The following is a 3,267-nucleotide window of genomic DNA, read 5'->3' on the forward strand; positions in this document are numbered from 1 at the left end:
AAAACTACAGATACGACCGCCAACGGAACCAATTCTTCATCTAGCTCCAATCTAGGCTACGAACTCGAAGAATACGGCGCCGATAATAATCCCAGCGCCTACGATGACGGTCCACAAGCCTAGCTACTTATTCTGGCTGAAATAATCCACTTCTTGGATTATCGACAGTAGCGCCTGAGCCCGACGACTTTCGTCGGGTATTTGGCGCGCCGTCTCGTGTGCCTTAGCGATTAGGCTACTATCATTGGTTGTCCGAACGAGGAGAAGCAACACATCGAACTTATCGGCCGGAGTTAGATCCAGCTTATCAACTAATGGGCGGAGCTCAGTTACCGCTTCGCGCTTAATCTCTTGCAAATCACCACTAGGTGCTGCAACGAGTATGACGACGATTCGCCCAACGATGGTCCGCTTGATGCCGACGCGCTCGGAGGACCTCGAGAACAGGAAGCTGAATATCACATAGCCGATGATGCCGCCACACGTGCCCCACGTGCCCGCAAACGCCAATCCCTTCGGCAGCAAGCCTTGGTAGCTGACGAGGGCGAACGCCATGGCGGCCAGGGCGCACGCGATAGCGGCCCAGTAGTAGCGCAGGCCCCGCCCGTGCTCAACGGCCCGCTTCTGCTCCACGTCCTCGTCGCTCACGAGCGCGTCGATCGTGACGCCGAACTCGTCGGCGATGAGCTTGAGGCTGTCCACCCCGGGCCATCCCTTGCCAGTTTCCCACTTGCTGACGGCCGTACGCGTGACGGCCAGCCTGGAAGCCAAGTCGTCCTAGGTCATGCCCGCATCTGTGCGCAGCTTGCGTATCTTCTCTCCGATTTCCATGGTAGTCCCTCGCCTTCGCGGTTTGCCTTGGAAAAGCTTGCCCCACTGCGCCCCGTTTGTCACGACACCATTTGGCACATCCGTTATGAACAGGCCAAACAGAGGCACCGTGACTGACGCCGGTGGGCGCGAGCAGGCACGCGGGCAGGTCGTCGTGGCGGTCGCGCCCCATACCGGGTATGGCAAACAGCAGCTCGCCGCCGCGCCTGACGAGCGGCAGCAGGTGCTCGCCGAGGTAGAGGGGGTAGCGGCCGAAGTAGTTGTATGAATCGACGCTCACGACGGCGTCGAAGAACCCGTGCGCGAAGGGAAGCGCTGTCGCGTCCGCCTTGAGCGGGACAGCCTGCCGGTTCGTCAGCCACATCTCCTCGAAGAAGCGCATGTTGTCGGAGGGGTCGCTCCAGAGGTCGGCGGCGTACACGGTGAAGCCGCACTCGCGCGCCATGAGGGCGCTCGTGAGCCCGGCGCCGCTGCCGAGGTCGAGCACGACGGAGCCGGCGGGGATGTCGGCGTAGCCTAGGAGCTCCTCGCATAGCTTGAGCGGGTTGGGTCCCATGCTGCGTTCGCGCATGATGGATTGAGGGAAGGTGTCTGCCTTCGGGAAGTTCATGGTCTTGTTCCTGTTCTGTGAGAATCCGTTACCTGTGTATGGATTCGGAACGCAGCGAACCTTGGGCGCCTTTCACCCTCTCTAAACCTTAGGTTCTAGCGTTCCCTACAGAACAATGACCAAAAAGGCATCCCCTTGGACGGTCGTTGCCGCGAGGCCTCATGCCCCGCGCATCTCGACCATCGTATTATGCTGACTGCGGAAGTGGGACACCACGTCACATCATGAAGGCCACCTTGGTACGCGGATAGTACGTAGACATGGTAGCAAGTCCGGACGCAATTGCTGTGCCACCGCAGATGCCGAGTCCGAATAATTACGAAAGTAAGGTAGAGATCTGCGTATGATATACAGTTATGTGTAATCCATGGATATAGATAGATGTCAACTCATATGAACAAGATTTTCTGGATTTAACGCTCACGGCCGAAAATTTACCGCTCGCACCGAGTAATCATATTGAAATAAGCATTTCAGTTATGGCTGATAGCTTTGAACCCGAGATGCATGGAAACTGGATTCCCTGTTCCAGATTTCACGCAGATGGTAGCTAAACATCGGCGAATACGCGTAACCCAGGCTTTTGGAAGGGGGCTTGGGGCCATCTGACGCATGCATCGGAAGGTTCGGTAAACGAGGAGGAGAAGGAAATGCAACACAGTTCTCGCACGTGCAACCCTGCAGTGTACGTGGGACTTACTCTGGGCTTGGGAGGTGTAATGCTGCTGAGCCCCAGGCTTGCCCTGGCTGACGATGCGCAGACGGTAGGGTCTACCGCAAGCGCATCTGCTCAGGTGGTGGCCTCGCAGGTCGAGACCTCTGACGAGGGTCTGTCTGTGTCGTCGGCGAAGGACGCCGAGGCCGAGCAAGGCCAGAAGACGGTAGCGTCTACGACAGCCGTCACGAGCAACGACTCCGTGCAGTCCACGGACAATGACTCATCGGATGAGGGTACTCCGACCACGGCTTCCGAATCGTCTGCGGCTGCGCAGAACGAGGAATCGACCATAGCGGCGGACGCTGCTCAACCTGCAGAAACGGCCGCATCGACGTCGGCTGCGGCTGCCGAGACCGCAGCCGACGCAGCGGACAGCCAGGCGGATAGCCAAAAGCAGATACCCAGCGCAACCGGCTCTGACATAAAGGAGCTTCCCGGCATAGGGTCCGTGGAGTCTGCCCCCGACAGCGCCAGCTACGACGGCGACACAGGAACGCTAACGGTGGACGCGCGAGGCAAGGGCGACCAGTTCCTCTATGGCTCCGATCGCGTTGAGGGCAACGTCGAGATATCGACCACCGCGCACTTCCACCAGCGCTCAGGCGCCGCCGGTCTGATGTTCCGGCTGCAGGACACGGGAAACAAGATCTGCGTAAACATGAACGGCCAGGACGGCACCGCTCGCCTTTGGGCGGATGGAGCCGGGTCCTCGCTTAGCTACGGCACGTACGTCGCCAACATCCCGCTGAGCTCCGATGATACTTACAAGCTTGACGTGAAGGTCGTCGGGAACCGCATCATCTACTACGTTAACGGCGTGCGCGTGGCCGATGCGAACATCAAGCTGCCCGAGCGCTTCCAGGCGGGCAAGCTGGGCGTCCTGACGTGGGAGAGCTTCGTCGACTACACGGACCTCGCGGTCAGCGTCCCCGAGGACACCGGCGACGTCGTGGACCCCAACCTTCCCGAGACCCCGGTAGGCGGGCTGGGGCTTCCCTCCGCGACGAACAGGGGAGACCGCGTCAGCGTATCCTCCGATGGCAAGTCCGTGCAGATGGATGGCACGGACGCCGGCGACGTGTACCTGATCACGACCCCCTCGCATGGC

At 59.7% G+C, this 3,267-nt stretch carries 2 protein-coding genes and 1 pseudogene; 1 reads left to right on the top strand and 2 read right to left on the bottom strand.

All coding sequences use genetic code 11. From position 1 onward, the window contains the following. Window positions 1–123 precede the first annotated feature (123 nt). Both ACI38Z_RS04490 and ACI38Z_RS04495 read right to left on the bottom strand, forming a co-directional pair. Window positions 124–771 (bottom strand): helix-turn-helix domain-containing protein, encoded by a 648-nt coding sequence (locus ACI38Z_RS04490; protein WP_439788989.1) that lies wholly within the window; start codon window positions 769–771, stop codon window positions 124–126. A gap of 295 nt (window positions 772–1,066) precedes the next feature. Continuing rightward, window positions 1,067–1,441: pseudogene (locus ACI38Z_RS04495) on the bottom strand (SAM-dependent methyltransferase); the annotation flags it as partial. 719 nt (window positions 1,442–2,160) lie between these two features. Between ACI38Z_RS04495 and ACI38Z_RS04500 the strand changes: the two are divergent. After that, window positions 2,161–3,267 (top strand): family 16 glycoside hydrolase (locus ACI38Z_RS04500; protein WP_439788990.1); only part of this gene is annotated, 1,107 nt, incomplete at its 3' end.

The organism is Parafannyhessea sp., from assembly GCF_051876455.1.
GTDB lineage: Bacteria > Actinomycetota > Coriobacteriia > Coriobacteriales > Atopobiaceae > Parafannyhessea.